The sequence below is a fragment of the Pseudomonas sp. A39 genome, from assembly GCF_058145955.1.
On record NZ_JBYVMD010000024.1, the window covers coordinates 70,150 to 92,525 of the forward strand.

General features: G+C 62.0%; 20 protein-coding genes and 1 pseudogene. 12 read left to right on the forward strand and 9 right to left on the reverse strand.

The window, feature by feature from the left end; all coding sequences use genetic code 11:
• The gene (locus AC3ZU9_RS18835; protein ID WP_046036652.1) at positions 1-1,095 is read right to left on the reverse strand and encodes a PLP-dependent cysteine synthase family protein; all 1,095 of its coding nucleotides are present in this window, start codon (positions 1,093-1,095) and stop codon (positions 1-3) included.
• A 216-nt stretch (positions 1,096-1,311) separates the two neighbouring features.
• On the opposite strand from AC3ZU9_RS18835, the gene nhaA reads away from it, so the two are divergent.
• A complete protein-coding gene (nhaA, locus tag AC3ZU9_RS18840) occupies positions 1,312-2,487 on the forward strand; it encodes a Na+/H+ antiporter NhaA (protein WP_490091168.1) in 1,176 nt (391 codons plus the stop codon).
• A 418-nt stretch (positions 2,488-2,905) separates the two neighbouring features.
• Here nhaA and AC3ZU9_RS18845 read toward each other — a convergent pair whose 3' ends face one another.
• The gene (locus tag AC3ZU9_RS18845; protein ID WP_003189251.1) at positions 2,906-3,370 is read right to left on the reverse strand and encodes an outer membrane lipoprotein; all 465 of its coding nucleotides are present in this window, start codon (positions 3,368-3,370) and stop codon (positions 2,906-2,908) included.
• Between the two features lie 157 nt (positions 3,371-3,527).
• On the opposite strand from AC3ZU9_RS18845, the gene AC3ZU9_RS18850 reads away from it, so the two are divergent.
• A complete protein-coding gene (locus AC3ZU9_RS18850; RefSeq protein ID WP_012722641.1) occupies positions 3,528-3,788 on the forward strand; it encodes a hypothetical protein in 261 nt (86 codons plus the stop codon).
• Between the two features lie 36 nt (positions 3,789-3,824).
• Here the strand turns inward: AC3ZU9_RS18850 and pdxH are convergent, their stop codons facing one another.
• From pdxH to dinG, 5 genes are all read right to left on the reverse strand, one after another.
• Entirely contained in the window at positions 3,825-4,472 is a 648-nt protein-coding gene (gene pdxH / locus AC3ZU9_RS18855) for a pyridoxamine 5'-phosphate oxidase (RefSeq protein WP_012722640.1), read from the reverse strand.
• Positions 4,473-4,499: 27 nt separating this feature from the next.
• Positions 4,500-5,651, reverse strand: a complete 1,152-nt coding sequence (locus tag AC3ZU9_RS18860; protein WP_093544019.1) for an OmpA family protein — start codon at positions 5,649-5,651, stop codon at positions 4,500-4,502.
• 143 nt (positions 5,652-5,794) lie between these two features.
• Positions 5,795-6,940 (reverse strand): EstA family serine hydrolase, encoded by a 1,146-nt coding sequence (locus AC3ZU9_RS18865; protein ID WP_012722638.1) that lies wholly within the window; start codon positions 6,938-6,940, stop codon positions 5,795-5,797.
• Between the two features lie 82 nt (positions 6,941-7,022).
• Positions 7,023-9,320, reverse strand: coding sequence for a beta-galactosidase (locus AC3ZU9_RS18870; protein WP_490091169.1), 2,298 nt, complete (start codon positions 9,318-9,320; stop codon positions 7,023-7,025).
• A gap of 88 nt (positions 9,321-9,408) precedes the next feature.
• Positions 9,409-11,553 (reverse strand): ATP-dependent DNA helicase DinG, encoded by a 2,145-nt coding sequence (dinG, locus tag AC3ZU9_RS18875; protein ID WP_012722636.1) that lies wholly within the window; start codon positions 11,551-11,553, stop codon positions 9,409-9,411.
• A 99-nt stretch (positions 11,554-11,652) separates the two neighbouring features.
• On the opposite strand from dinG, the gene AC3ZU9_RS18880 reads away from it, so the two are divergent.
• Positions 11,653-12,117, forward strand: coding sequence for a CopD family protein (locus AC3ZU9_RS18880; protein ID WP_046036647.1), 465 nt, complete (start codon positions 11,653-11,655; stop codon positions 12,115-12,117).
• A gap of 100 nt (positions 12,118-12,217) precedes the next feature.
• Here AC3ZU9_RS18880 and AC3ZU9_RS18885 read toward each other — a convergent pair whose 3' ends face one another.
• Together AC3ZU9_RS18885 and AC3ZU9_RS18890 are read right to left on the reverse strand one after the other, a co-directional pair.
• The gene (locus AC3ZU9_RS18885) at positions 12,218-12,976 is read right to left on the reverse strand and encodes a collagen-like protein (RefSeq protein WP_490091170.1); all 759 of its coding nucleotides are present in this window, start codon (positions 12,974-12,976) and stop codon (positions 12,218-12,220) included.
• Positions 12,977-13,123: 147 nt separating this feature from the next.
• Complete coding sequence (locus tag AC3ZU9_RS18890; RefSeq protein ID WP_064054979.1) at positions 13,124-13,819, reverse strand: PA1041 family peptidoglycan-binding anchor lipoprotein; 696 nt, start codon at positions 13,817-13,819, stop codon at positions 13,124-13,126.
• 190 nt (positions 13,820-14,009) lie between these two features.
• On the opposite strand from AC3ZU9_RS18890, the gene AC3ZU9_RS18895 reads away from it, so the two are divergent.
• The 9 genes and pseudogenes from AC3ZU9_RS18895 to AC3ZU9_RS18935 all read left to right on the forward strand — a co-directional run bounded on the left by AC3ZU9_RS18895 (position 14,010) and on the right by AC3ZU9_RS18935 (position 22,304).
• Positions 14,010-14,507 (forward strand): DUF6231 family protein, encoded by a 498-nt coding sequence (locus AC3ZU9_RS18895; protein ID WP_012722632.1) that lies wholly within the window; start codon positions 14,010-14,012, stop codon positions 14,505-14,507.
• A gap of 4 nt (positions 14,508-14,511) precedes the next feature.
• Positions 14,512-14,982, forward strand: a complete 471-nt coding sequence (locus tag AC3ZU9_RS18900) for a YchJ family protein (protein WP_012722631.1) — start codon at positions 14,512-14,514, stop codon at positions 14,980-14,982.
• A 19-nt stretch (positions 14,983-15,001) separates the two neighbouring features.
• Positions 15,002-15,484 (forward strand): LEA/WHy family protein, encoded by a 483-nt coding sequence (locus tag AC3ZU9_RS18905; protein WP_012722630.1) that lies wholly within the window; start codon positions 15,002-15,004, stop codon positions 15,482-15,484.
• Entirely contained in the window at positions 15,481-15,681 is a 201-nt protein-coding gene (locus AC3ZU9_RS18910; RefSeq protein ID WP_003189235.1) for an SEC-C metal-binding domain-containing protein, read from the forward strand. The genes AC3ZU9_RS18905 and AC3ZU9_RS18910 overlap by 4 nt, the downstream gene beginning before the upstream one ends.
• A 282-nt stretch (positions 15,682-15,963) precedes the next feature.
• Positions 15,964-16,059: pseudogene (locus AC3ZU9_RS18915) on the forward strand (ABC transporter ATP-binding protein); the annotation flags it as partial.
• 105 nt (positions 16,060-16,164) lie between these two features.
• Positions 16,165-16,809: a glutathione S-transferase N-terminal domain-containing protein gene (locus tag AC3ZU9_RS18920; protein WP_012722629.1), complete on the forward strand. Its 645-nt coding sequence runs from the start codon at positions 16,165-16,167 to the stop codon at positions 16,807-16,809.
• 170 nt (positions 16,810-16,979) lie between these two features.
• Positions 16,980-19,421, forward strand: coding sequence for a penicillin acylase family protein (locus tag AC3ZU9_RS18925; protein ID WP_122809878.1), 2,442 nt, complete (start codon positions 16,980-16,982; stop codon positions 19,419-19,421).
• Positions 19,422-19,668: 247 nt separating this feature from the next.
• Positions 19,669-20,673, forward strand: a complete 1,005-nt coding sequence (locus AC3ZU9_RS18930; RefSeq protein ID WP_012722627.1) for a ligase-associated DNA damage response exonuclease — start codon at positions 19,669-19,671, stop codon at positions 20,671-20,673.
• Positions 20,670-22,304, forward strand: coding sequence for an ATP-dependent DNA ligase (locus AC3ZU9_RS18935; RefSeq protein WP_093544027.1), 1,635 nt, complete (start codon positions 20,670-20,672; stop codon positions 22,302-22,304). The genes AC3ZU9_RS18930 and AC3ZU9_RS18935 overlap by 4 nt, the downstream gene beginning before the upstream one ends.
• The last annotated feature ends 72 nt before the right edge of the window (positions 22,305-22,376 follow it).

A 22,376-nucleotide genomic window follows, 5' to 3' on the forward strand; every position in this document is an offset into this window, starting at 1 on the left:
TCAGATATTTGCGCGCAAGATCGTGTCGGGCAACGGCTCACCCCGCTCAACACTGGCCGCAACAGCCGCAATCAAACCGTCCAATTCATACCCCTGCCCCGCCAGCCACGCCGGGTCGTAGTAGGTCGTGGCGTAGCGCTCGCCCCCATCACACAAGATCGCCACGATCGAACCCGACTCCCCTGCCGCTTTCATTTGCTGCGCCGCCACCAGCGCGCCAATCAGGTTGGTCCCACTGGAACCGCCGACCCGTCGCCCCAGCCGCTCGGCCAGGTAATGCATGGCCGCCAGCGACAACGCATCCGGCACCTTGACCATCGCATCAATCACCTTGGGCAAAAACGACGCCTCGACCCGTGGCCGGCCAATGCCTTCGATGCGCGAACCGCAGTCCAGGCGCAAGCTCGCATCGCCACTCTGATAAAAATCAAAAAACACCGATCGCTCGGCATCGGCGCACAGCACGCGGGTGCAATGCTGGCGGTAGCGCACGTAGCGACCGAGGGTCGCGGTGGTGCCGCCGGTGCCGGGGCTGGAGATCAACCAGCTCGGTTCCGGATGCTGCTCGAAGCGCATCTGCTGGAAGATCGACTCGGCGATATTGTTGTTCGCTCGCCAGTCGGTGGCGCGCTCGGCGTAGGTGAACTGGTCCATGAAATGCCCGCCGCTTTCCTGGGCCAGGCGTTCGGACTCAGCGTAGATCTGCGTCGGATCCTGCACCAGGTGGCTCTTGCCGCCATAGAAGGCAATCTGCGCGATTTTTTCCTGGGAGGTGGTGGCCGGCATCACCGCAATAAACGGCAAACCCAGCAGGCGCGCAAAGTAGGCTTCGGAAATCGCCGTCGACCCGCTGGACGCCTCAATCACCGGCGCCCCCGGCTTGAGCCAGCCATTGCACAGCGCATACAGGAACAGCGAGCGCGCGAGTCGATGCTTGAGGCTGCCGGTGGGGTGGCTGGACTCGTCCTTGAAATACAACTCGATACCCGGCAATCCCGGCAACGGCAAGGGGATCAGGTGCGTGTCGGCGCTGCGCTGGAAGTCGGCTTCAATGATGCGAATGGCTTCGCGGGCCCAGGGACGGTGGTCGCTCATGGAGGTTTTCTCTAAGGATTTCGGCTTCGATTCTAGGGGGTTTCCTACACGCCACACAGGTACAGTAACGGCACGTTTGGACACACAATTGCTAGGCTTAAGCACAACCTCATCCCAGCGCGCCGCTTATAACAAATAAGAATATAACTTTTGTTTTAACAACTAACGGTACGGGTTAGGGTACCCACCTATTGAATCTGGATTGGAGAGCATCCCTTGGCTCTGCGTAGCACTTTCACCCGTTTCTTCCAGCTGGAAGCCGCCAGTGGCCTGTTATTGATCGCGGCTGCGGCGCTGGCGCTGATTATTAACAACTCGCCTTTGTCACATCTGTACAACGCGTATCTCGATGTACCGGTGGTGGCACAGATTGGCGCGTTGAAAATCGCCAAGCCAGCCCTGCTATGGATCAACGATGGCCTGATGGCCTTGTTTTTCCTGTTGATCGGCCTGGAGGTCAAGCGCGAGTTGCTCGACGGCCACCTGTCGAAACCCTCGCAAGTGGTGTTGCCAGGCGCAGCGGCCATCGGCGGCATGGTCGTGCCGGCCCTGATCTATTGGGCGATCAACAAGGACTACCCGGCTGCGCTTTCCGGCTGGGCGATCCCCATGGCCACCGACATTGCATTCGCCCTCGGCGTCCTCGCCCTGCTGGGCAAGCGCGTGCCGGTGTCGCTGAAACTGTTCCTGATGACCCTGGCGATCATTGACGACCTGGGCGCGATCATCGTGATCGCTATTTTCTATTCCGCCGACCTGTCCGGTGCCGCACTGGCAGGTGCAGGTGCTTGCTTGATTGCCTTGATCGCGATGAACCGCCTGGGTGTGATCAAGCTCGGACCGTACCTGATTATTGGGCTGATCCTGTGGGTGTGCGTACTCAAGAGCGGTGTTCACGCCACACTGGCGGGTGTCACATTGGCGTTCTGCATCCCGATGCGCACCAAGAACGCCGAGCCGTCGCCATTGCTCACGCTGGAGCACGCCCTGCACCCATGGGTGGCCTACGCCATCCTGCCGCTGTTTGCCTTCGCCAACGCCGGGGTGTCCCTGACCGGCGTCAGCCTGGAAAGCTTCACTCACCATGTGCCTATGGGCATCGCCGCGGGCCTGTTGATCGGCAAGACCGTTGGTGTGTTCGGGCTCACTTGGCTGGCCATCAAGACCGGCATCGCCGCCCTGCCCAACGGCGCAAACTGGGGCCAGGTGTTTGGTGTGGCGATCCTGTGCGGTATCGGCTTTACCATGAGCCTGTTTGTGGGTTCGCTGGCATTTGTGCCGGGTGCCAGCGAGTTCGCGGGTGAGGACCGGATGGGAATTTTGACCGGTTCGATACTGGCGGCGTGTATGGGTTATGCGGTGACGGCAATGGCGAGTCGCAAGAAGGCCTGATACGCCCGACGAAGCATACTCACTGTGGCGAGGGAGCTTGCTCCCGCTGGGCTGCGCAGCGGCCCCAGAGCGTTTACCGCGATTGTGGTGCTATATCGCTTACCCAACAGGGGCCGCTTCGCGCCCCAGCGGGAGCAAGCTGCCTCGCCACAGGTCGTGCAAACTTGGACATACTCGGCCCTCCTAACGCTGGGCCTTACCTCCAGCGCACTTACCGAAACACGTGAGCCTTTGGATGCAGGTCAATGCATCTTTGAAGTCGCGGCCCCGTCAATAATGGGGTTCGCAATAAAAAACCGCCTTACCAAGGCGGTTTTTTATTGCCTGCATTTTTTGCAGTTCAACCCGGCCACACCCCATAAAACCAAAAACCCCAACCGGTCACCCGGCTGGGGTTTTGTGTTTCTACAACCAGCGCTTAACGCGTAACGCGGCTGGTACCATCAACGGTCATGATGCGTACGCGGTCGCCGATGCGGAAGATTTCATTCTCCTGCACGGCCTGCACGTAGGCGCGCATGCTGCCATCGTCTTCGCGAACGGTGATTTCCACACCTTGGGTGCGGGTCAGGCCTTCTTCGGTGGCCGAACCCAGCAGGCCGCCGGCGACGGCGCCGATCACGGCGGTCACGATGCTGCCACGGCCACCGCCGATGGCGCTGCCGCCAACGCCGCCGATGACTGCGCCTGCAGCGCCGCCGATTGGGGTCTTGGTGCCTTCGATTTTCACCGGACGCAGGGATTCGATGGTGCCCATGCGCACGGTCTGCACACGACGCGCTTCGTCACGGGAGTACGAGTCGCCGGTCAGACTCGAGGCGCAGCCACCCAGCAGCAACGACAGGGTGGTAAAGCAGGCAACCAGTAAAACGGACTTACGCATAGCATCAACTCCAAAGGACAGGTGTTCATTAGACGCTGCGGCTTGACGCCTGTCACGGCAAGCCCCACAGAAAATTGCTTTCATTCAGCCTTAGTACAGACTGCCCGCACCAGAAAACTCGACGAACGGTAGCACTTCTCTCGTAGCCAGGACCTTCATGGATTACTTCATCATTGTAGTCACAACCCTTGCCGGCCTGTATTTCCACGGCTGGCTGTACCTGCGCATCAAGCGCTGGATGGACCGTGATCTCGCACTGTCCATGGCAGGCAATGATCTACACAAGCGTGCCTTCATGCTCAAGCAGCTGGAGAGGGCCCGCACGTTGAAAATCAAACGGGCAGACTTGCCGCACTGGTTGAAGAATGCCGCACAGCAATACACGCCTGAAGTCTCTGTCCAAGAGACTTCAGGGTGATGGGCAACATTCAAGCGAAGTGACGAAAGGTGCAGCTCAGGGTGCCAGACGCTCGCGCGTCCACTGGGAGTCTTGCAGGCGGTAGTTCAGGCGATCATGCAGGCGGCTGGCGCGGCCTTGCCAGAACTCGATGCGCTCGGGCAACAAACGATAGCCACCCCAATGCTCCGGGCAATCGGGCTGGGTATCGCTGAAACGTTGCTCGGTGGCCTTGAGCAGGTCCTGCAGTTCTTCCCGGTCACGAATGACCTGGCTCTGCGGAGAAGCCCATGCCCCCAGGCGGCTGCCCAGCGGACGGACCTGATAATAAGCGTCCGACTCCTCAGGGGTCACCTTGACCACCCGACCCTCGATGCGCACTTGGCGCTCCAGGGTCGGCCAGAAAAACGTCATGGCCGCAAACGGCCGTGCCGCAAGCTGTTGGCCCTTGGCACTCTGATAGTTGGTGAAGAAGGTAAAGCCCTGCGCGTCCAGGCCCTTGAGCAACAGGATGCGACAGTGCGGGCGACCGTCCTGGTCGACCGTGGCCAAGGTCATGGCATTGGCCTCCACCGGTGGCTGCTCGGTCTTAACCGCGTCAGCAAACCACTGGTGGAATAAGGCAAACGGCTCGTCCGGGGCCTGGGCCTCGCTCAAACCATCCCGTGTGTAGTCACGGCGCATATCGGCCAGTGCCTGGGTCATGCGGCTTTATCCTTGTGGTTCAGCGGCTCAGTTTTTTGCCTGGTCAGTGGCCGGTGCAGCGGCCTTGGCTTTGGCTGGAGCCGGTTTTTTCGCAGCGGGCTTGGCCGGGGCTTTTTTAGCGGCTGGCTTGGCGGCGGCTTTCTTGGCAGGCGCCTTTTTGGCCGGGGCCTTGGCGGCCGGAGCCGGGGCTGGAACGTCCTGCACCGCAACCATTTCGGCGGCAGGCGGGGTCTTGCCCGATTGATACTTGCTCAGCAGCGCCAGCATGGTGGTGCGCTGGGTGAACATGATTTCCATACGACGGTTCAGGGCACGGCCCTGGTTGCTGTCGTTGGCGGCACGTGGCATCAGGTCGCCCATGCCACGCAGCATCAGACGATCCTGCTTCAAGCCGCTGAGGCTGAAGATCGAGGCGATGGATTGCGCACGTTCCTTGGTCAACGCCTGGCTGGCCGGGGCGGTGCCGGTGGCATCGACGTGCCCCAATACCAGTACGGCGGTCTTCGGATCGGCTTCAACGGCCTTGGCGACGCGAGTGAAGGGACCGAGGGTGACCGGCAGCAACATCGCTGGACGTTTCGGGTTGTAGGAACCGTCTACCGGGGCAATCACCACCAGCACGTTGTCGCGACGCTCAAGTTGCAGGTTGCTGTCCTTGATGGCGGCGCGCAGACGCGGCTCATAGTCGTCCAGCCAGGCTTGGGTGATTTTCGGATCGGGCATCGGCACGTTGGTCACATCGACCTTGGCCAGTGGCTTGGGCTTGCTTTCGAACGGCCACCACCAGTGGGTTTCAGTGTCGTTCTTAGCGACCGCAGGGGCAGGTTCCGCGGCCTTGAGGTCGGCTTTCAGGTCGGCCTTGGCATCGGCGGCCTTTTCGTCGGCGGTCTTGGAAGAGAACGGCCACCAGCTGGAGCCGGTATCGGCCTTGGCAGCAGGCGCCGGAGCCGGCGCAGCAGCGGCAGCTGCTACCGGTGCGGCAGGCTTGGCGCCAGCAGCTGGCTTGGCGTCCGGTTTGGCATCCGGCTTGGCGTCGGTTTGGGTCACTGTATCTTTGGTCGCGGCCTTATCAGACCCAAATGACCACCAATGCCCGCCCTCGGCATCATTTTGTGGAGTTTGTGCGCAGCCGGTAATAGTGAGGCATAGCGCCAGTGCCAAGGACTTGTTCGATAACATGAGATATCCACAAAATGAGAAAAGAAACGGGGGTCTGTGTGACCCATTAAACAGACGCTTACAGAACATTAAAGTTACATCATTTCGTTCAGCGCCTTCTTATACTTGCCTTTGTAACAAAAAAACGTGAAACAGCAAGGGGTTTACAGACAACCGGCCAATATTCCGACCAACTTCTGTGCCCGTGGGTCCATAAGTACGTAAGGCCCCAATGTATTAGTCACGAAACCAAATGCTACATCATGCTCAGGGTCGGCAAAGCCGACCGAACCACCGGCACCGGGATGCCCGAAAGCACGCGGGCCAAGGCCGAAGGTGGCGTTGGGCAGTTGCGGTTGGTCCAACATGCAGCCCAGGCCAAAACGGGTCTGGGTCAATAATGTTTTATCCGGCCCGATACTGTGTTCGCGGGTCAATTGTTCAAGCATGTCGGCTTCGAGCAAACTACCGTCCAACAATCCGCTATAAAAACCCGCCAGGCTGCGCGCATTACCGTGACCATTTGCCGCTGGCTGCTGCATGCGACGCCATTCAGGTTTATTAGTGCTGGTCAGAATAGACGGGGGATTGGCAAAAGCACGCGTCGTCATGGACGCAGGTTCACGCATCATTACTTGCAGTAAACGTTGCGCGGCTTCATCGCCCATGTTGCCTTTACTGCGCGCTATATGGGCGACGCGATAAAACTCTTCATCCGCCAGGCCCACATGGAAGTCCAGCCCCAATGGCCGCGCAACCCGCGCGACGATGGACTCTCCCGGCCCGCGCCCATCGGCACGACGCAACAACTCACCAACCAGCCAGCCGTAGGTGATCGCCTCGTAGCCATGGCCTTGACCTGGCGTCCACCACGGGGCTTCGGCCGCCAGGGTATCGACCATCAGTTGCCAGTCGTAGAGCGCTTCGGTGGGCAGCATCTCGCGGATCGCCGGCAACCCGGCCTGGTGGCAGAGCAACTGGCGCAGCGTGATCGCCTCTTTCCCGGCCGCAGCAAATTCCGGCCAGTAGTGGGCGACCGGTGCATCAAGTTGCAATTTGCCTTCGGCCACCAATTGCAGGGCCGTGACGGCGGTGAAGGTCTTGGTGCAGGAGAACAGGTTGACGATGGTATCGCTGTGCCAGGCCTCGGCACCGTCCTTGTCGGCGGTGCCGGCCCACAGGTCGACAACGGTTTCACCGCCGATCTGGATGCAAAGCGCGGCACCACGCTCCTGCGGGTCTTCGAACAACGCGGCGAAAGCTTCACGTACCGCTTCGAACTGGAGTTCGTAATGACCCTGGATCTGCACCTGAACACCCTCGGAAAACACAGCAAAAAGTGGCCGACATTGTTCCAGCCCTGGCGGGTTTTGTGAACCCGTCACCCCTCAATCAATGGCCATTCCCAGCGTGTCCGCCTGCATGTCCGGCGCCCTGCCCCGCGCCTTTGCCGTCGTGCCCGTCCCTGCCGCCTTCGTGTTCACGCACGGCGCCGGCCGCCTTGGCCTTTTCCGCTTCCTTGCCCAGTTGATCAACCGCCGCCAGATTGCTTTTGCGCACACTGTCGACAAACCCCTGGAACGGTACATCGGTGATGCCCACCAGGCCGAAGTGGCCATTTTCGCCGTCGAGCAAACGCCCGGTCACCGGCTGGTCCAGGTACTGGAACCAGTGCACACCGACAATCGAGGGTTCGGCCATGGCCTGCTTGAGGAAATTGCCATAGGCCGCGCCGCGGTCTTCTTCCTTGGCCAACTGCGTCACGCCGCCCCAGAACGGCCCACGGTCGGCCGAGCCGAAGTTGAATTCGGTGATCAGCACGGGTTTGTCCAACGCCCGCAAAGCGGCGAAGTCATAACCGTCCTGGGGTTTGAGGGTGTACATGTTGAAGCTCAACACATCGCAGTACTGCGCGCAGGAGGCCACGGCTTCCGGCGTGCTGACCGCATACCGGCCGCCCAACAGCAGGTGGTTGGGGGCGTGCCATTTCAGCGAGTCGGAGAGGGTCTTGAAGTAAGCATCCGCGAACGTCTTCTGGAAGTACTTGAAGTCAGCTTCGATTTCCGGGTGCTCGGGGTTGGGTACCGGCGGCTCGAAGCCGGGGTCTTCCATCAGCTCCCAGCCCTTCAACTCGATGCCCCAGGCTTTCGACAGGCCTTCTTCGTTGCGGTACTTGTCGCGCAGCTGCTTGAGGAAGGCACGCTTGGCCGGCACATCGGTGGTCATGCGCAGGGTGCCGTAGGCCAAGGCGTAACGGGACTTGGGATCATCACCAGGGCCGGCCCAGGCCAGTTCGTTGTCGGCAAAGAAGCCAATCAACCACGGGTCATCACGATGATCGCGGGCCGCAATGGCCACGGCGCGTTCGGTGGCCATGGCAAAGCGCGGGTCGAACGGGTCGGGCATGCCGCCCCACCAGTCGGTGCCGGTACTGATGCTGGCGTAGTCGCCGACAATCGACAGCGGCAAGGTGTACGGCACACGGTCAGCGCTGGCCAGGCTCTCGTCGCTCCAGTTGCCGACGGTGTTAAAACCCCAGGCTTGCAGGCGGTCGAGGGTGTGCGTCATCCAGCGTTTCTGGTCAAACCCTTCACCGCCATAAGTGCGCTGCAGGTTGGCGCCGTAAAAGTCATACCAACGCCCGGCACCAAAGCTGCGCCCTTCGCCCGCGCCGTTGCCAGTGCGGTTGTCGCTGCTGCCGTAATACTTGTCGAAGGGTTCGCCGCCTTTAGGCAGCGCGCCGAACATCCATTCACGGCCGGCGACGTAGGTCTGGCTGTTGTCCGGGGCCACGGTATTGACGCCCAGGGAGTAGAACGGATGCCCCTCCGGCGTCACCAAGTACCAGCGCCCATCGCGCTTCTCGGTGCGGAAAAACCCGCTGGCGTCGAACGCCGGGCCTTTGCTCCAGCCGCCATATTGGTCCAGGGCGGATTTATCCCGCGTGGCCAGCCAGCCCTGCAGTTGCTGTTGCTCCTTGGCGGCGGCGGCCTTGAGTTGCTCGTCGCTGCTGACTTTTTCCGGCCAGCGCGCACGGGTGGATTGACCGTAGGCATCCACCAGTTCGCTGTAGGCGGCCTTCAGCACCGGCTCGCTGTCCTGCACGCCGAAACGCTCCAGCAGGATGCTTTGGGCGGCGTTGGGCTTGATCATCGACAACGTCACTGAAACCACCTGGCTGCGGTCGATCTCACCCGCGCTGCTGGCGAGCAATACGCGCTGGCCGTCCACGGTGATCGGCATCGGCGGACCGGCCTTCATGCCCTGGCTCAGCGGCGAGTTGGCCTGCAGCGGTACCAACAGCGTCTGCGCCGGGCCGGCGGGCAGGTCGACGCGACTGACCAAGGTACGGCCATCACTGCTCTGCACCTTGACGTAGAGCGTCAGCGCCCAGTCCATCGCACTCTGGATGCGCAGGCTCATGGCCCCCGACTGGGACCAGTCCCAGGTACCGGTTTGCGGGCTGAGGACCAGGCTCGGTTCGGCGGCCGCGTTGAAGGTGATGCGGCGCAGCACTTCGCCTTCGGGCGTTTGTTCGGCGTTGTACTGCGGCAGGCTGGCGTCCTGGGTCGCCACCTTGACCACATCGGCAGGCCGGACGAAGTTGAACAAGGTCTGTTGCCCAGCAGGCGCGGCCATCAAGGGCGCGGCGAACAGCAAGGCAAAAAGGGCGGGCAGCGTGCGAATCATACGAACAAGGTTCTCCCAGACGGCCGGTGAATGGCCTGATGACATAATTGAGATAGACCACGAAGTGGGCGAATCCGCCCACGGTGGCTTAAGAAATTTCGCGCCTGAACGGCGGCAAGGCATTGAGGATAGCCTTGCCATAGCGTTGGGTGACCAGGCGGCGGTCGAGCAAGGTGATGGTGCCCCGGTCTTCTTCGGTACGCAGCAAGCGACCGCAGGCCTGGACCAGCTTCAAGGAAGCATCCGGCACCGAGATTTCCATGAACGGATTACCGCCCCGAGCCTCGATCCACTCGGCCAAGGCCGCCTCGACCGGGTCATCCGGTACCGAGAACGGGATCTTGGCGATCACCACGTGTTCGCAGTAGGCGCCGGGCAAGTCGACACCTTCGGCGAAACTCGCAAGGCCGAACAACACGCTGGAGTCCCCACCGTCCACCCGCGCCTTGTGTTTGTTCAGGGTCTCCTGCTTGGACAGGTTGCCCTGGATAAACACCTGCTTGCGCCAGTCACGGTCAAGGCCGTCGAACACGTCCTGCATCTGTTTGCGTGAAGAGAAGAGCACCAGGGTGCCGCGCGAACCCTCCACCAATCCCGGCAGGTCACGAATGATTGCCGCCGTGTGCGCTGGCGCATCCCGTGGGTCGGCCTTGAGGTCCGGCACCCGCAGCACACCCGCATCAGCGTGATGAAACGGGCTCGGCACCACCGCGGTGACGGCCTTTTTCGGCAGGCCGGCGCGCATGCGGAAACGGTCGAAGGTACCCAGTGCGGTCAGCGTGGCCGAGGTCACCAGGCAGCCGTAGGCTACGTTCCACAGGTTGCGCCGCAGCATTTCGGCCGCGAGGATCGGGCTGGCGTTGACCTCGATGTCGAACAACGCGCCGCTTTCCGACAGGGTCAGCCAGCGCGCCATGGGTGGGTTGTCTTCCGGGTCTTCGACGGTGAAGGCGGTCCACAACTCCCAGTTACCTTGGGAACGCGACAACAGGCTGCCGAACAGCGGATACCATTCTTCGGCCTGGTTGCTGGCGATACCAATGTTGACCTCGCCGTCCATGCCCTCTTTGAGCAGGTCAGTGAGGCGGGTGAACAAGTCGGTCAGGCGTGAAAAGCCCTTCTTCAGCTCAATGCCCATTTCGCGCATGTGCTCGGGGATCAACCCGCCGACGAAACGGTGACGCGGCCGCTCACGGCCCTCGACGTCTTCGCCGGGCTTGAAGTCGGCTACCTGCTCGCAGGCGCTGAACATGAACTGCTGCTGGGTCTTGATCTCCCGCGCCAGTTCCGGGACCTGTTCGATCAGCTTGCCCAGATCGCCGGGCAGCGGGTGCTGGGCCAGCAACTTGGTGAGGTTCTTGGCGGTGGTTTCCAGCCAGTCGGCGGTGGAGCGCAGGCGTGTGTAGTGGGCGAAGTGGCCGATGGCCTTGTCGGGAAGGTGATGCCCTTCGTCGAAGACGTAGAGGGTATCGCGCGGGTCGGGCAGTACAGCGCCGCCGCCCAGGGCCAGGTCGGCCAGGACCATGTCGTGGTTGGTGACGATCACATCGACCTTGCCCATGCCTTCGCGGGCTTTATAAAAAGCGCATTGACCGAAGTTGGGGCAATGGCGGTTGGTGCATTGGCTGTGGTCGGTGGTCAAGCGCGCCCAATCGGCGTCTTCCAGGGCGGTGGGCCAGCTGTCGCGGTCACCGTCCCATTTATTACCGGCCAGTTTCTCGATCATGCTGGTGAACAGCTTCTGGCTGACTTCATCCACCTCGATCTTGAAGCCTTCTTCTTCAAACAGCGACGCCGTAGCGGTTTGCGCGTGGCCTTCCTGCAACAGCACGTCAAGCTTGGACAGACACATGTAGCGCCCACGGCCCTTGGCCAGGGCGAAGGTGAAGTTGAGGCCGCTGTTGCGCATCAGGTCGGGCAAGTCTTTGTAGACAATCTGCTCTTGCAGGGCGACGGTGGCGGTGGCGATCACCAGCCGCTTGCCGGCGGCCTTGGCGGTCGGGATCGCGGCCAGGCTGTAGGCCACGGTCTTGCCGGTACCGGTGCCGGCCTCGACGGCCACGACCGCGGGCTCACCCTCGCGGCGACCTTCGTCGTCGGTGTCGATATCCCCGAGGACCTTGGCCACTTCGGCGATCATCAGGCGTTGGCCATAACGCGGTTTCAAGCTCTTGGCTTCGAGAAAACGCGAATAGGCGCCCTGGATCGTGGTTTTGAGTTCAGTGCTGATCATGGATAGTCGGGCGCAAAAAACGCTGGATAAATTTTCAGTGGTTCGGATCGGCCGCTATCATACCCCGCTAATTAATCCCGCGCAGAACGGAGTACCACAATGACCGCGTTTAGCCTCGCTTACACCCTGCATGTATTGGCCGCCCTGGTGTGGGTCGGCGGTATGTTTTTCGCCTGGATGATCCTGCGCCCCGCCGCAGTGGCGGCACTTGAAGGCCCTGCCCGGCTCAAACTGTGGGCGAATGTGTTTCAACGTTTTTTCGTGTGGGTGTGGGTGGCGGTGCTGGTTTTGCCGATCAGCGGTGTGGGCCTGCTGCAACTGCGTTTCAGCGGTTTTGAGACGGCGCCGCGTTATGTGCAGGTGATGATGGGTTTGTACCTGGTGATGACGGCGCTGTTTATCCGCATTCAGGCCTTGAAATTCCCGGAACTGCGCAAGGCGGTGGCGGCCGAAGATTGGCCGGCGGGTGCAGCTGCGTTGGGTCAGATTCGCAAGCTGGTGGGAATCAATCTGATCGTGGGGTTGTTGGTGGTGGCAATTGCTTCGGCCCGGCCGATGTTCTGAGGCAACCAGTTAGTCCGCTATGGGGCAAGCCCCCTCCCACATTTGGAATGCATTCCAATGTGGGAGGGGGCTTGCTCCCGATAGCGCCAGGCCAGCCGATTTAGAGCCGCTGGATAGTCACAGTGCCCGTTGGCCCAGCAGGCCCCGGCTGCCCTTCCAACCCTGGGCGGCCTTTCTCGCCACCGTCGGCGCGGTACACCAGGCAGCCCTTGGACTCGCCGCCGCGACCCGGTTTACCCGCCGTGCCCGCCAGGCCACCGGGGCCACCGTCCACCCACACCTTGATCTGCTGCGCGGGGAAGTCCTGCGGCAACTCAACCCGCACCTGCGCACCGGCCGCGCCGGGCAAACCATCGCCGCCGTTATCACCATTGGCACCACGACCGGCCGAGCCCCACGTGCAACCCGGATCTTCGCCATTGGCGCCATCCAGACCGGCATAACCTTGGGCACCGGCACCGCCACGGGCGTCTACCGAGAGTTCTTCAGCGGCCAGGGAATTGATGCGCAAGGTCAGGTCACGCCCGGCCTTGGCAGGTTTTTCATGGGTACCGGGAGCGCCGCGTGAGGTGATCTGGCTGCCGTGGTCCAACTGCGCATGGCGCACCTGCAATTGCAGTGCGGTGTTGCCGGGCACAATGGCGATGCGGGCGTCGCGGCCCAAATGCAGCTCATCCACCGTGACCTGGCTGATGGTGGCCGGAATCAGCAAGGTGCCGTAGTCCGCCACGTCCAGGCGCTCCAGCTGCAACACACTGGTGCTGCTGGGCAGGCGCATCAGCGAGTTGGTTTCAACACTGACGCTCTGGGCCAGGGCAACGGGGCTGACCAACAGGGCCAACAGAAAAACCTTACGCATCATGGGGCTCCTGACTTATTTCTGATTTTTTCTTTGGACGCACAGTAACGACTTCCACGGGCGCTTTGCCAGTGAAGGATCAAAAAAGTTAATAAAGGGGGAGGATTGGCAGCAATGCCCCTGTGGATCCCACAGGGGCAAGGGCCGTCAGCGGTTGATCTGGATTTCCGTGCGGCGGTTCAAGGCGCGGCCTTCAGCGGTTTTGTTGTCGGCTACCGGATGGCTCTCGCCCGCGCCGGTCACCGAGACAAAGTTGCTGCGCGGCACACCGGCGCCGATCAGGTAATCGGTGACCGAATGGGCGCGTTTTTCCGAGAGCCTTTGGTTGTAGGCATCTTTGCCGACGCTGTCGGTGTGGCCACTGACCCGCAGTTGGGCGCCAGGGGCTTCCTGTTTCAAGCGCGTGGCGACGGTATCGAGCTTGGTTTTATCCGCTGCCGTCAACTGGGCCGAATCAAACTGGAAGTGCACATCACGAATCACGATGGTTTCCTCCTTGACCACCACGACTTCCTCAACCACCACCGGTGGCGGTGCGGGTGGGCAACCGTCGGCATCTACCTGCACACCTTTCGGCGTGCCCGGGCACTTATCGCGGCTGTCCGGCACGCCGTCGCCGTCCTCGTCGCCATCGCCGTGCACCCAGCAATAGGCACCGGCCATGCCGCCGACCAGCAACGCGCCGTAGCCTGCGTAGGCCGAGCTTTCAGTGGCACCGATCGCCGCGCCGGTCACGCCGCCAACCGCGGCGCAGGTGGGCCAATCGGTTTTTTGCAAGCCTGCGCAACCTGTCAATACTCCGGTTAGCAGAACCAAGGGTAGAGCTGTCCGCATGATGCTCATCTGATTTCTCCTGAGGGGATCGGCGGGGGCCGATGGGTGGAGTAAAGACGGCTCTTTTCATCTGCGCCACTACGCCGCGGCCCCGTATTCATTGAGGCTCGTCGCTTTTGTCGGACTTTTCACTGCCACCCGCTCTAGGCCCACACGCTCAGCCGCGCTAGTCTCTACGGTCCTGATGTGAGGATCTCTGATGACCGCCGGTATTTCTGCCCGTACACCCCAGCAAGCCCTGGCCGCCTTGCTCGACTTGCACCAGCCCAAACGCCTGCTGCTGTTGGGCGCCAGCCAGTTCCCGGCGCTGGAGGCTTTTCAGGCGGCGCACCCCGACACCCAGGTAGCCCTCGCCCCACCCGGGCCACTGCCGGCGGAGCTGGCGGCGCAGCGTTTTGACCTGGCACTGGTGGTCGATTGCCTTGAGCACCTGTCAAAACCGCAAGGCCTGACCCTGCTGGGCGGCATCCGTAACCTCAACGCCAGCCGCATTGCGGTGCTGGTGGACCTGGGCGCCTGCGACTGGAAGGACACCGACTTCTTCTCCCTGGCCCTGCAGGCCGGCGAGCGTTTCCAGCGTGACGAGCAGGTTCTGACGCTGTTTACCTACGATCTGCTTGACTATAAACAGGTGCCGGACTGGCTCAACGCCCGCTTTTGGGCCAACCCGGAAAACTTTGGAAAGTATTGGTGGTAACCCGATGAGTACATCCATTTGCCCCTGCGGCAGTGGCAACCTGCTGGATGCCTGCTGCGGCCATTATCACGCCGGGCACCCGGCGCCCTGCGCCACCGCGTTGATGCGCTCGCGCTACAGCGCCTATGTGCTGGGCCTGGTCGACTATCTAGTGGCTACTACTTTGCCCGCGCAACAGGCGGGCCTGGACCGCCATGCCATCGGTGCCTGGAGTGCCCAGAGCACCTGGCTCGGCCTTGAGGTGGAAAGCTCCGAGGTGTTCGGCGGCCAGCCGGAACACGCGTTCGTGACCTTCACCGCGCGCTGGCATGACAGCACCGGTGAACATAGCCACCGCGAGCAGTCCTCTTTCGTACAGAATGACGGGCGCTGGTACTTCATCGACCCGACGGTGGAAGTGAAGGTCGGGCGCAATGATGCCTGCCTGTGCGGCAGTGGGCAGAAATTCAAGAAGTGCTGCTCCAGCTACCTCTAACCACGACAGGACTCACGCCATGCTTCGAATGTACAGCTTGATGCTGGCGTTAACCCTCACCCTCACCGGCTGCGCGTCGTGGTTCGAAGACGATTCGCCCCCTCCTCACGTCTCCTTGGTGAAAGTCGAGGTGGTGCGCGCCAAGCTGCTGGAGCAGAAGTTCAAGCTGTACTTTCGCGTGGACAACCGCGACGACGCCGACCTGACCGTGCGCGGCCTGATCTACAAGGTCACCCTGGGCGACTTCGTGCTCACCGAGGGCGAGTCCAACGAATGGTTGACCGTACCGCCGCGCAGTCATAAGTTTTTCCGGGTGTCGGTGCGCACTAACCTCTGGCCGCAGATCCGTGATGTGGTGCAGATGTTGAAAAAACCCGACCGGCCCGTGCCCTATCGCCTGGAGGGTGAGCTGAAAACCGGATTATTCATCGGTTATGACGTGCAGGTGAACCACAATGGCGAGATAATCCCCGGCGATTTTATTCCGGAGCGACATCGATGACTCAGCAACCCCATGTCCATGGTCCTGACTGCAACCACGATCACGATCACCATGATCACGACCACGGCCATGTCCACGGCCCGAACTGCGGCCACGCCCACCAGGAGCCGGTGCGCAATGCCTTGAAGGACGTTGGTCGCAACGATCCTTGCCCCTGCGGCAGCGAGAAGAAATTCAAGAAGTGCCACGGGGCTTAATGCCCTGACCCTGTAGGAGCGGGCTTGCTGTGGTGAGCGGGCTTCCTGTGGTGAGCGGGCTTGCCCCGCGCTGGGCTGCGCAGCAGCCCCAACACATTCAACGCGGTCTCTCAGACACAACCCAACCTCAGGTTTTAGGGCCGCTTCGCGCCCCAGCGCGGGGCAAGCCCGCTCACTACAGCAAGCCCGCTCGCCGCAAAAACAACCCCACTTCCCCCCCACTAGCCGAACGTTCAGCCAGCAGTGCGCGGCCTTGCGCGCCGCCCCCAGGTGATGCTGCCGGACCCGGCGCTGTTTGCCGAGGTGTATGGCGTGCAGGTGCGTATCGAGCGGTGCTCGCAGCAGTCGCTGCAGGCGTTGGTGGATGGCGCCGTGTGATTGGCTTCTAAGGGTATGCGCAAATGTTTCATTGAATTTTCGCACACCCAACATTACCTATACCTACAGGCATCCGCTCAAGCATCACCACTTTTGGAGAGCTTCATGATCGACTTGTATTACTGGACCACCCCCAACGGCCACAAAGTATCGTTGTTCCTGGAAGAAGCCGGCCTGCCCTATAAGGTGCACCCGATCAATATTGGCCAGGGCGACCAGTTCAAGCCTGACTTCCTGAAGATCGCTCCCAACAACCGCATTCCCGCCATCGTCGATCAGAACCCGACCGACGGCGGCGCGCCGATTTCGCTGTTTGAATCCGGCGCGATCCTTTTGTACCTCGCGGAAAAAACCGGCCAGTTCATCCCAAAAGACCTGCGCGGTCGCCAGGAAGCGTTGCAATGGCTGTTCTGGCAAATGGGCGGCCTGGGGCCGATGGCGGGCCAGAATCATCACTTCAGCCAGTTCGCGCCGGAGAAAATTCCTTACGCGATCAAGCGCTATGTGGAGGAAACCGCGCGTCTTTACGGCGTGCTGGACCGGCGTCTGGCCGGTCGTGCGTTCGTGGCGGGTGAGGACTACAGCATTGCCGACATGGCGATCTACCCATGGATTGTTTCCCACAAGTGGCAGAGCCAGCGCCTGGAAGATTTCCCACACGTGCAGCGCTGGTTCAACAGCATCAAGGAACGGCCGGCGACGGTTCGGGCATATGAACTGGTGCAGAAAGTGAACCCGCCAAAGGCCTGATCAATTTTTACATTCCACTCGTTCAAATGTGGGAGGAGGCGTGCCCTCTCCCACATTGTTGTGTGTCCGTCTCACGATCTCACGCAATTGCCAAAACTCCCGCTTGCGTCGTCCCGCCGCGCTCACTAACGTAGCGCCTTTACTGACGCTACCCCCGCAGGAGCTTTGCCATGGCCTCGCCAGCCCTCTCACATTTTCTTCCCCGGTTCGGCGTTGCCGCGGCAGTGGCCAGTGCATTAAGCCTGGCCGGTTGCCAGCTCCAGAGCACCCAGGACACCCTGCCCCCTGTTGCCGGCGTACAGCCGATCAAAGGCCTGGCGCAGAACGTATCGGTACGCCGCAATGCCCAAGGCATGCCGCTGATCGAAAGCAACACCTTCCATGACGCGCTGTTCAGCCTCGGTTACGTGCACGCCAGCGACCGCATCACCCAAATGGTCACCCTGCGCCTGTTGGCCCAGGGTCGCCTGGCGGAAATGTCCGGACCCGACGTACTGGATGTCGACCGCTTCATGCGGGCGGTCAACCTTAAGAAAAGCGCCGGCGAGCTGTATAACGCCTCCAGCCCACGCCTCAAGCGCTTCTTTGAAGTGTATGCGCGTGGCGTCAACGCCTACCTGTTCCGCTACCGCGACAAGCTGCCACCGGACCTGGCCCAGACCGGCTACAAGCCCGAGTACTGGAAGCCGGAAGATTCGGCGCTGCTGTTCTGCCTGCTGAATTTCAGCGAGTCGGCCAACCTGCAGGAAGAAATTTCATCGCTGGTGCTGGCGCAGAAAGTCGGCGTCGACAAGCTGGCCTGGCTCACACCAAGCGCGCCGGATGAAGCGATCCCGCTGGCCGAGGCCGAGAAACTCAAGGGCGTCAACCTGGGCCAGGTCACCGGGCTCGCCGGGCTGGACGCGGTTGGCCAGCAACTGAGCAGTCTCAATTCACTGGCGGTCACCACCTCGAGCAACTGGGCGATCGGCCCGCAACGCAGCCGCAGCGGTAAAAGCCTGCTGGCGGGCGACCTCGCCGCCCAGCCGCAAGCGCCGTCGCCCTGGAGCTACGTGCAGATCCGCGCACCCAAGTACCAGGCCGTGGGCGCCTCGATTGCCGGCCTGCCGACGCTGTTGTCCGGCTTCAACGGCAAAGTCGCGTGGAGCATGAGCACCGTCAAGGGCGACACCCAGGACCTGTTCCTGGAAAAAGTCAGACGCCAGGGCAGCGCGTTGTACTACGAGAACAACGGTAAATGGCTACCGGCGGGCGTGCGCAACGAAACCTTCTTCGTCAAAGGCCAACGCTCGATTCGCGAAGTGGTGTACGAAACCCGCCACGGCGCCCTGCTCAACAGCAGCCAGGCGCTGACCACCGGCCTGGGCCTGGCCCTGCAAACCGCCGACTTCAAGGACGACAAGAGCCTGGACGCGTTCTTCGACCTGTCCCGCGCACAAAACGCCGGTAAAGCCTCGGACGCGACCCGCGAGATTCGCGCCATCGCGCTGAACATGGTGTTCGCCGACGCCAGCAACATTGGCTGGCAAGTCACCGGCCGCTTCCCCAACCGCCGCGAAGGCGAAGGCCTGTTGCCGTCGCCGGGCTGGGACACACGCTTCGACTGGGACGGTTACGCCGACGCGATGCTGCACCCCTATGACCAAGACCCGCCGCAAGGCTGGATCGGCACCGCCAACCAGCGCACCGCGCCGCGCGGTTACGGCATGCAGTTATCCAACTCCTGGGACGCCCCGGAGCGCAGCGAGCGCCTGGCGCAACTGGCCAATGCCGGCAAGCATGACAGCCGTAGCATGATCGCCATGCAGTACGACCAGACCACCACGTTCGCCGCCAAGCTCAAGACTATGTTCCAGACGCCCGGCATGGCCCAGCCGCTGAAACAGGCGATTGATGCGCTGCCGGCGGCCGAACAGGCCAAGGCCCGTGAAGCGCTGAGCCGCCTGATGGCTTTTGACGGTCGTCTGGTGGCCACTTCCGCCGACGCCGCGCTCTACGAACTGTTCCTGCAGGAAAGCACCAAGCAGATCTTCCTCGACGAACTCGGCCCGGAAAACAGCGCCAGCTGGAAGGCGTTTGTCAGCAACGCCAGCCTGTCCTACGCCGCCCAGGCCGACCACTTGCTGGGCCGTGAAGACAGCCCGTTCTGGGATGACGTGCGCACCCCGCAGAAAGAAGACAAACCGGCCATTCTAGCCCGCAGCCTCGCCGCCGCGATCAGCGTCGGTGACAGCCAGTTGGGTGCCGACCACAAGGCCTGGCAGTGGGGCAAACTGCACACCACCACCTGGAAAAACATCAATGGCCAGGTGATTCGCGGCCCACTGGCGTCCGGTGGTGACCACAACACCTTGAACCCGGCGCCCTACAGCTGGGGCCAGGACTTCACCACCACCCAAGTGCCGGCGCTGCGCATGATTGTCGACTTCGGCCAGGCGGAACCGATGATGGGCCAGGGCGGCATCGGCCAGTCCGGCAACCCGGCCAGCCCGAACTATGCCACTGGCATCGACCCGTCGCTCAAGGCGCAATACCTGAGCTTCCCGATGCAACCGCAGAACTTCGAGAAGGTGTATGGGAAGGCCAGGCTGACCCTGACGCCCAGTAAATAACCGGGTCAACGTGTGGGGTGGCTTGTTGTGGTGAGCGGGCTTGCCCCGCGCTGGGGCGCGAAGCGGCCCCAACCCAGTTACCACGTGTTTCCAGTCAGAAACAGGTCGCCTGGTTTTAGGGCTGCTTCGCAGCCCAGCGCGGGGCAAGCCCGCTCACCACACAAGCCCGCTCACCCCAAATAGTTAATCGAACTTCTCCTCCTCCGCCCGCCTCCTACCTGATAAGCCCACCTCCCCCGGTCACCCCATGGACCTCGTCATCGCCCGCCCCGAAGGCCTCTACTGCCCCGCCGGAGATTTCTACATCGACCCCTGGCGCCCGGTGGAACGCTCGGTCATCACCCACGCCCACGGCGACCATGCTCGCACCGGCAACCAGCACTATCTGGCGGCCGCTCCCGGCGAAGGCATCCTGCGTTCACGCCTGGGCCAGGACATCAACCTGCAGACCCTGGCCTATGGCGAAAAACTTCTACACCATGGCGTCACCCTAAGTTTCCACCCGGCCGGGCATGTGCTCGGCTCGGCCCAGGTGCGCCTGGAATACCAGGGTGAAGTCTGGGTCGCGTCCGGCGACTACAAGGTCGAGCCCGACGGTACCTGCGCGCCCTTCGAACCGGTGCGTTGCCACACGTTTATCACCGAATCCACCTTCGGCCTGCCGATCTACCGCTGGCAGCCCCAGGCGCAGATCTTCGCCGGGATCAACGACTGGTGGCAGGCGAACATCGCCGCCGGCAAAGCCAGCGTGTTGTTCTGTTATTCCTTCGGCAAGGCCCAGCGCATCCTGCATGGTATCGACGCCAGCATCGGCCCGATCCTCAGCCACGGCGCGGTCGAGCCGTTGAACCGGGTGTACCGCGAGGCTGGCATCTACATCCCTGAAACGCTTTACGCCGGTGACTTCAAGAAGACCGATCCGCTGTTACGCCAGGCCCTGATCATCGCCCCCCCGTCTGCGGGCGGCAGCAGTTGGATCAAGCGCTTCGGCGACTACAGCGACGCCTTCGCCAGCGGCTGGATGCGCTTGCGCGGCACCCGCCGACGACGCGGGGTCGACCGTGGTTTTGTGCTGTCGGACCACGCCGACTGGCCGGGCCTGTTGTGGGCCATCGAGCAAACCGGCGCGGAACGGGTGATGGTGACCCACGGTTCTGTCGGCGTATTGGTACGCCATCTGCGGGAAAAAGGCCTGGATGCCATGGGTTTCACCACTGAATACGGCGATGACGAAGAGGAGGCCAGCGCATGAAGGCCTTCGCCGAGCTGTACGCCAACCTCGACGCCACCACCTCGAGCAACGCCAAGCTGGCGGCGCTGCAGGCGTACTTTCGCCATGCCGCGCCGGAAGATGCAGCCTGGGCCGTGTACTTTCTGTCCGGCGGACGGCCGCGGCAATTGGTACCCACGCGTCTGTTAAGGGACATGGCCACCGAAGCGTCCGGCATCGAGCCGTGGCTGTTTGAAGAGAGCTACCAGTCGGTGGGCGACCTGGCGGAGACCATTTCCCTGCTGCTGCCGGAATCCCCCTACACCTCAGAGGACGGTCTGGCGGTGTGGCTGGAGGAAAAACTCTTGCCTCTGCGTGGCCTGCCTCCGCTGGACTTGGCAGCGCGGCTCCCTGCGTTATGGGCGCAACTGGATCAGCCGAGCCTGATGGTGTGCATCAAGTTGATCACCGGCAGTTTTCGTGTGGGCGTGTCGAAGTTGCTGGTCACCCGCGCCCTTGCCGCGATGGCCGAACTCGACAGCAAGCGCGTGGCCCAGCGGTTGGTGGGCTACACCGATCTGTCCAATCGCCCTACGCCTGAGGGCTACCTCAAGCTGATCGCCCCTGAATCGTCCGACGAACATGCGCAACGGGGCGGGCAGCCTTATCCGTTTTTTCTCGCTCACGGCTTGGCGCAACCGGTGGAGCAGTTCGACACCTTGCTGGGTTCTCCCGCCGATTGGCAGGTCGAGTGGAAGTGGGATGGCATCCGTGCGCAGTTGGTCAAGCGTGACGGCCGTCTGTGGATCTGGTCACGGGGGGAAGAGCTGGTGACCGAGCGCTTCCCCGAACTCCACAGCCTGGTGAGCGGCTTGCCCGACGGCACGGTGATCGACGGCGAGATCGTGGTGTGGAAAGACGCGGTGCAACCCTTCGCTCAGTTGCAACAGCGCATCGGCCGCAAAACCCTGAGCAAAAAGGTACTGGAGGATGCCCCGGTCGCGGTCCTGGCGTACGACCTGCTGGAACATCAGGGTGACGACTGGCGCAACCACACCCAGGCCGAGCGCCGCGCCCAGCTTGAGCAGGTGATTGCCGGGTGCAACCAGCCTGTATTGCTGGCGTCCCCTTTGCTGACGGCAAACAGTTGGCAGGACCTGGCAGAACAGCGCGAAGCCTCCCGCAGCCTCGGCGTGGAAGGCATGATGCTCAAGGCGCGTGATGGCCTGTACGGCGTGGGCCGCACCAAGGACATGGGCGTGTGGTGGAAGTGGAAAGTCGACCCGTTCAGCGTCGACGCGGTGTTGATCTACGCCCAACGTGGCCACGGCCGACGCGCCAGTCTCTACAGCGACTACACCTTCGCGGTGTGGGACGGCCCGTCCGGCAGCGAACGTACGCTGGTGCCCTTTGCCAAGGCCTACTCAGGGCTGACCGACGAAGAGATGCGCAAGGTCGACGCGATTGTGCGCAAGACCACGGTGGAAAAGTTCGGCCCGGTGAGCAGCGTGACGCCGAGCATGGTGTTTGAATTGGGGTTTGAAGGGATTGCCCTGTCCAAGCGGCATAAGAGCGGGATTGCGGTGCGGTTTCCACGGATGTTGCGCTGGCGGCAGGATAAATCCGTGGAAGAAGCTGACAACCTCGCCACCCTGCAAGACCTCCTGACCTGACACCGACCAACATGACCTTAAATGATGCACTGAATTTTCAATGCCCATTTTCGGGCATCACCTACACTCAGA

What these genes read in the sequence shown, in the direction of transcription:
- AC3ZU9_RS18835 (WP_046036652.1), bottom strand. Translation starts at nt 1,095, where the DNA reads ATGAGCGACCACCGTCCCTGGGCCCGCGAAGCCATTCGCATCATTGAA.
- AC3ZU9_RS18845 (WP_003189251.1), bottom strand. Translation starts at nt 3,370, where the DNA reads ATGCGTAAGTCCGTTTTACTGGTTGCCTGCTTTACCACCCTGTCGTTG.
- AC3ZU9_RS18850 (WP_012722641.1), top strand. Translation starts at nt 3,528, where the DNA reads ATGGATTACTTCATCATTGTAGTCACAACCCTTGCCGGCCTGTATTTC.
- pdxH (WP_012722640.1), bottom strand. Translation starts at nt 4,472, where the DNA reads ATGACCCAGGCACTGGCCGATATGCGCCGTGACTACACACGGGATGGT.
- AC3ZU9_RS18860 (WP_093544019.1), bottom strand. Translation starts at nt 5,651, where the DNA reads ATGTTATCGAACAAGTCCTTGGCACTGGCGCTATGCCTCACTATTACC.
- AC3ZU9_RS18870 (WP_490091169.1), bottom strand. Translation starts at nt 9,320, where the DNA reads ATGATTCGCACGCTGCCCGCCCTTTTTGCCTTGCTGTTCGCCGCGCCC.
- dinG (WP_012722636.1), bottom strand. Translation starts at nt 11,553, where the DNA reads ATGATCAGCACTGAACTCAAAACCACGATCCAGGGCGCCTATTCGCGT.
- AC3ZU9_RS18880 (WP_046036647.1), top strand. Translation starts at nt 11,653, where the DNA reads ATGACCGCGTTTAGCCTCGCTTACACCCTGCATGTATTGGCCGCCCTG.
- AC3ZU9_RS18885 (WP_490091170.1), bottom strand. Translation starts at nt 12,976, where the DNA reads ATGCGTAAGGTTTTTCTGTTGGCCCTGTTGGTCAGCCCCGTTGCCCTG.
- AC3ZU9_RS18890 (WP_064054979.1), bottom strand. Translation starts at nt 13,819, where the DNA reads ATGAGCATCATGCGGACAGCTCTACCCTTGGTTCTGCTAACCGGAGTA.
- AC3ZU9_RS18895 (WP_012722632.1), top strand. Translation starts at nt 14,010, where the DNA reads ATGACCGCCGGTATTTCTGCCCGTACACCCCAGCAAGCCCTGGCCGCC.
- AC3ZU9_RS18900 (WP_012722631.1), top strand. Translation starts at nt 14,512, where the DNA reads ATGAGTACATCCATTTGCCCCTGCGGCAGTGGCAACCTGCTGGATGCC.
- AC3ZU9_RS18905 (WP_012722630.1), top strand. Translation starts at nt 15,002, where the DNA reads ATGCTTCGAATGTACAGCTTGATGCTGGCGTTAACCCTCACCCTCACC.
- AC3ZU9_RS18910 (WP_003189235.1), top strand. Translation starts at nt 15,481, where the DNA reads ATGACTCAGCAACCCCATGTCCATGGTCCTGACTGCAACCACGATCAC.
- AC3ZU9_RS18920 (WP_012722629.1), top strand. Translation starts at nt 16,165, where the DNA reads ATGATCGACTTGTATTACTGGACCACCCCCAACGGCCACAAAGTATCG.
- AC3ZU9_RS18925 (WP_122809878.1), top strand. Translation starts at nt 16,980, where the DNA reads ATGGCCTCGCCAGCCCTCTCACATTTTCTTCCCCGGTTCGGCGTTGCC.
- AC3ZU9_RS18930 (WP_012722627.1), top strand. Translation starts at nt 19,669, where the DNA reads ATGGACCTCGTCATCGCCCGCCCCGAAGGCCTCTACTGCCCCGCCGGA.
- AC3ZU9_RS18935 (WP_093544027.1), top strand. Translation starts at nt 20,670, where the DNA reads ATGAAGGCCTTCGCCGAGCTGTACGCCAACCTCGACGCCACCACCTCG.